The 4692-nt window shown below is 71.1% G+C and carries 3 protein-coding genes; all 3 read right to left on the reverse strand.

Annotation, left to right across the window (positions count from 1 at the left end):
• Positions 1–131: 131 nt before the first annotated feature.
• Positions 132–2810 (reverse strand): pyruvate dehydrogenase (acetyl-transferring), homodimeric type, encoded by a 2679-nt coding sequence (gene aceE, locus ACFV5N_RS24860; RefSeq protein ID WP_385603918.1) that lies wholly within the window; start codon positions 2808–2810, stop codon positions 132–134.
• A 154-nt stretch (positions 2811–2964) separates the two neighbouring features.
• Positions 2965–3639: a GntR family transcriptional regulator gene (locus tag ACFV5N_RS24865; protein WP_381183936.1), complete on the reverse strand. Its 675-nt coding sequence runs from the start codon at positions 3637–3639 to the stop codon at positions 2965–2967.
• Positions 3640–3740: 101 nt separating this feature from the next.
• Positions 3741–4692: 2-oxoglutarate dehydrogenase, E2 component, dihydrolipoamide succinyltransferase (gene sucB, locus ACFV5N_RS24870; RefSeq protein ID WP_385603921.1), on the reverse strand; the 952-nt coding region annotated here is incomplete at its 5' end.

Raw genomic sequence — 4692 nt, forward strand, 5'->3', positions numbered from 1 at the left:
GTCCGGCGGGTCTGGAGCAGCAGTACCACTCTCACCAGACGGGCGGCCCGCAACGTCCCAACAACACAAAATGCGGCGGGCCCGCCCCCCCCCCGGGGAACGGGCACCGCACGGGCCCGCCGGTCACGGACTCAGAGGCCGTACGCCTCCCGCGCGGCCAGAACCGTCTCGCGCTTGACGTCACCGGCGCGGGCCAGCCGGTCCAGCGCCGCGACCACGATCGACTGCGGGTCGACACCGAAGTGCCGGCGCGCCGCCTCGCGGGTGTCCGAGAGGCCGAAGCCGTCGGTGCCGAGCGAGGAGTAGTCCTGCTCCACCCACTGGCTGATCTGGTCGGGCACCGCCCGCATCCAGTCGCTGACGGCGAGGACCGGGCCCCGCGCGCCCCGCAGCGCACGCGTCACGTACGGGACCCGGTCTTCCCCTCGAAGCTGCGCCGCGTCACAGGACAGGGCGTCACGGCGCAGCTCGCTCCAGGAGGTGGCGGACCACACGTCGGCGGCCACGCCCCACTGCTCGGCCAGCAGCCGCTGGGCCTCCAGGACCCAGTGGATGGCCGTACCGGAAGCCATCAGCTGCACCCGGGGAGCCTCCGCCGAGGGCGCGGAGCCCTCGTTGAAGCGGTACAGACCGCGCAGGATGCCCTCCTCCACGCCCTCGGGCATGGCCGGCTGCGGCTTCGGCTCGTTGTAGACGGTCAGGTAGTAGAAGACGTCCTCGGCGTCCGGGCCGTACATCCGGCGCAGACCGTCCTTGACGATCACGCCGACCTCGTACGCGAAGGCCGGGTCGTAGGTGAGCGCCGCCGGGTTGGTGGAGGCGATCAGCGGCGAGTGGCCGTCCGCGTGCTGGAGGCCCTCACCGGTGAGCGTGGTGCGCCCGGCCGTGGCACCCACGATGAAGCCGCGCCCCAGCTGGTCGCCCAGCGCCCACATCTGGTCGCCGGTGCGCTGCCAGCCGAACATCGAGTAGAAGATGTAGAACGGGATCATCGGCTCGCCGTGCGTGGCGTACGAGGTCGCCGCCGCCGTGAAGTCGGCCATCGAGCCGGCCTCGGTGATCCCCTCGTTGAGGATCTGGCCGTTGACGGCTTCCTTGTAGTGCAGCAGCTGGTCGCGGTCGACCGACTCGTAGGTCTGGCCCAGCGGGGAGTAGATCCCGGCGGACGGGAACATCGACTCCATGCCGAAGGTACGGGCCTCGTCCGGGACGATCGGCACCCAGCGGCGCCCGCTCTCCTTCTCCCGCATCAGGTCCTTGACCAGCCGGACGATCACCATGGTGGTGGCGACCTCCTGCGAGCCCGACCCCTTCTCCAGGGCCTTGAACGCCTTCTCGGACGGCTCGGGCAGCACCACCTGGTGCACCCGGCGCGCCGGGGCGGGGCCGCCGAGGGCCGCGCGCCGCTCCTGGAGGTAGCGGACCTCGGGGGAGTCCGGGCCCGGGTGGCCGTAGGGGACCACGCCGTCGACGAAGTCGCTGTCCTTGATCGGCAGGCCGAGCAGGTCGCGCATGTCCTTGAACTCGTCCACCGAGAGCTTCTTCATCTGGTGGTTGGCGTTGCGCGACTGGAAGCCCTCGCCCAGCGTGTGGCCCTTGACCGTCTGGGCCAGCACCACCGTCGGGGCGCCCTTGAACTCCACGGCGGCGCGGTAGGCCGCGTACACCTTGCGGGGCTCGTGGCCGCCGCGCGAGGTGTGGAAGCACTCGGCGATCTTCGCGTCGGACAGCGAGGCGCCCAGCTGCGCCAGCGCCGGTTCGGTGCCGAAGAAGTGGTCACGGATGTAGGCGACGTCGCGGGTGGCGTACGTCTGGAACTGCGCGTCCGGCACCTCCCGCAGCCGCCGTACCAGCGCGCCGGTGGTGTCGGCCCGCAGCAGGTCGTCCCAGGCGGAGCCCCACAGCGTCTTGACGACGTTCCAGCCGGCGGCCCGGAACTGGGCCTCCAGCTCCTGCACGATCTTGAAGTTCGCGCGCACCGGGCCGTCGAGCCGCTGGAGGTTGCAGTTGATGACGAAGGTGAGGTTGTCCAGACCCTCGCGGCCGGCCAGCGCCAGCGCGGCGGTCGACTCGGGCTCGTCCATCTCGCCGTCGCCGAGGAACGCCCACACGTGCGAGCCGGAGGTGTCCTTGATCCCGCGGTTTTCCAGATAGCGGTTGAACCGCGCCTGGTAGATCGCCGACAGCGGGCCTATGCCCATGGAGACGGTGGGGAACTCCCACAGCCAGGGCAGCCGGCGCGGGTGCGGGTACGAGGGGAGGCCGGCGCCGCCCGACTCCTGCCGGAAGTTGTCCAGGTGGGCCTCGGTGAGCCGGCCGTCCAGGAACGCGCGGGCGTAGATGCCGGGGGAGGCGTGGCCCTGGATGAAGAGCTGGTCGCCGGAGCCGGGGGCGTCCGCCGCGTCCTTGCCGCGGAAGAAGTGCTGGAAGCCGGTCTCGTACAGCCAGGCGGCGGAGGCGAAGGTGGCGATGTGGCCGCCCACCCCGTACCGGGCGCCCCGGGTCACCATGGCGGCGGCGTTCCACCGGTTCCACGCGGTGATGCGGGCCTCCAGGGCCTCGTCACCGGGGAACTCGGGCTCGGCGCCGGTCGGGATGGAGTTGATGTAGTCGGTCTCCAGCAGGGAGGGCACATCGATCCCGGTGGCCTGCGCGTGCTCCACCGTGCGGCGCACCAGCTGGCCGGCCCGGTGCGGGCCGGCGGCGGCCGCGACGGCGTCGAGGCTCGCGCCCCATTCGGCGGTCTCCTCGGGATCACGGTCCGGCAGCTGGTCGAGCGCGGAGAGCCGAAGGCGTACGGGATCGGGCATGGGTGGCCCCCTTCCGGACAGGACAATGTCATGCGGGTGTAACAACGGTTGCTGATGACTGTAAGCCCGTGATCGATGATCGATCAAAGGTGGGTGCTAAAAAACCGCTCAGAACGGGGAAATTGGCATCCTGTGCCAGGACAATTGCGCATCTTCAGGCCCCACGGGCACCCTGTGCCAGCGGCGGGACGGTCTCCGTCCCCTCCGGAACATGCGGCGCGCAGTTCAGCACGTGCTCCTTCACCAGCTCGCCGATCCGCGGATCGCCCCGGGTGAACGCGTCCAGCAGCGCCTGGTGCTCCTCCGCGTACGACTGCTGCCGCGTCCCCAGCCAGCGGATCGACAGTGCCGTCCACACCTCGATGCCCAGCGACTCCCAGGTGTGCAGCAGCACCCCGTTCCCCGAGGCACGCACCAGCTCCCGGTGGAAGGCCACCGTGTGCCCCACCTGGCCCTCCGCGTCCCCCGCACGGTCCGCCGCGTACAGGGCCGCCACATGCGGCTCCAGGGCCGACACATCGCGCTCCAGGCGCCCGGCCGCCAGCTCCGCCGCGATCTGCTCCAGGCCCGCCCGCACCGGGTAGATCTCCTCCAGCACCGGCACGGTCAGCGTCCGCACCCGCACGCCCTTGTTCGGGGCCGACTCGATCAGCCGCAGCGCCTCCAGCTCGCGCAGCGCCTCGCGCACCGGGGTCTGGCTGACCTCCAGCTCCACCGCGATCCGCCGCTCCACGATCCGCTCACCCGGTTGCCAGCGCCCGCTGACGATGCCCTCGACGATGTGCTGGCGGATCTGTTCGCGCAGGGAATGCACGACCGGCTGACTCATGAGTGACACCACGCTCCCTGGTACTGGCTGCCCAAGAACCATAGAGCGCGCCCCGCCCGGAATGCTCCGGACGGGGCGCGCGCCAGGGGTGTCGCCGCGGCTTACAGCCCCAGCTCGCCCTCGAATTCCCCGGCCTCCAGGCGGGCCTTCACGTCCGTCAGGTAGCGGGCGGCGTCGGCGCCGTCCACCAGCTGGTGGTCGTAGGAGAGCGTCAGGTACACCATGTCGCGGACCGCGATCGTCTCACCCAGCTCCGGGTGGTCGATCACGACCGGACGGCGCACCGTGGCACCGATGCCCAGCTCGGCGACCTGCGGGTAGTTCACGATGATCGTGTCGAACAGCGCACCGCGCGAACCGGTGTTGCTGATCGTGAACGTGCCGCCGCTCATGTCGTCCGGGCTCAGCTTGCCCGAGCGGACCTTGCCGGCCAGCTCGGCGGTCTTCTTGGCGATGCCCGCGATGCTCAGATCGCCGGCGCCCTTGATGACCGGGACCATCAGGCCCTTGTCCGAGTCCACCGCGATGCCGATGTTCTCGACGTCGTGGTACGTGACGGTGTCGTCGTCGTTGAGCTTGGCGTTGACGGCCGGGTGGACCTTCAGCGCCTCGGCGGCGGCCTTCACGAAGAACGGCATCGGGGAGAGCTTGACGCCCTCGCGCGCCAGGAAGGACTCCTTGGCCCGCGCCCGCAGCTTCATGATGCGGGTGACATCCACCTCGACCACGGTGGACAGCTGCGCCTGGTTGTGCAGCGCCTTCATCATGTTCTGCGCGATGACCTTGCGGATCCGCGTCAGCTTCACCGTCTGGCCGCGCAGCGGGGACGGGGTCCGGGCGGCCGGGGCCTGCGCGGCCGGGGCGGCGGCGGGCGCCGGAGCCGCGGCGGCGGCCTTGGCGGCCTCGGCGGCGGCCAGGACGTCCTGCTTGCGGATGCGCCCGCCGACACCGGAGCCGGTGACGGTGTTGAGGTCGACGCCGTTCTCGCTGGCGAGCTTGCGCACCAGCGGGGTGACGTACGCGCCCTCGGCGGCCGGAGCCGCCGGGGCCCTG

This window comes from Streptomyces sp. NPDC059853 (assembly GCF_042731495.1).
Taxonomy (GTDB): Bacteria; Actinomycetota; Actinomycetes; order Streptomycetales; family Streptomycetaceae; genus Streptomyces.

What these genes read in the sequence shown, in the direction of transcription:
- ACFV5N_RS24865 (WP_381183936.1), bottom strand. Translation starts at nt 3,639, where the DNA reads ATGAGTCAGCCGGTCGTGCATTCCCTGCGCGAACAGATCCGCCAGCAC.
- aceE (WP_385603918.1), bottom strand. Translation starts at nt 2,810, where the DNA reads ATGCCCGATCCCGTACGCCTTCGGCTCTCCGCGCTCGACCAGCTGCCG.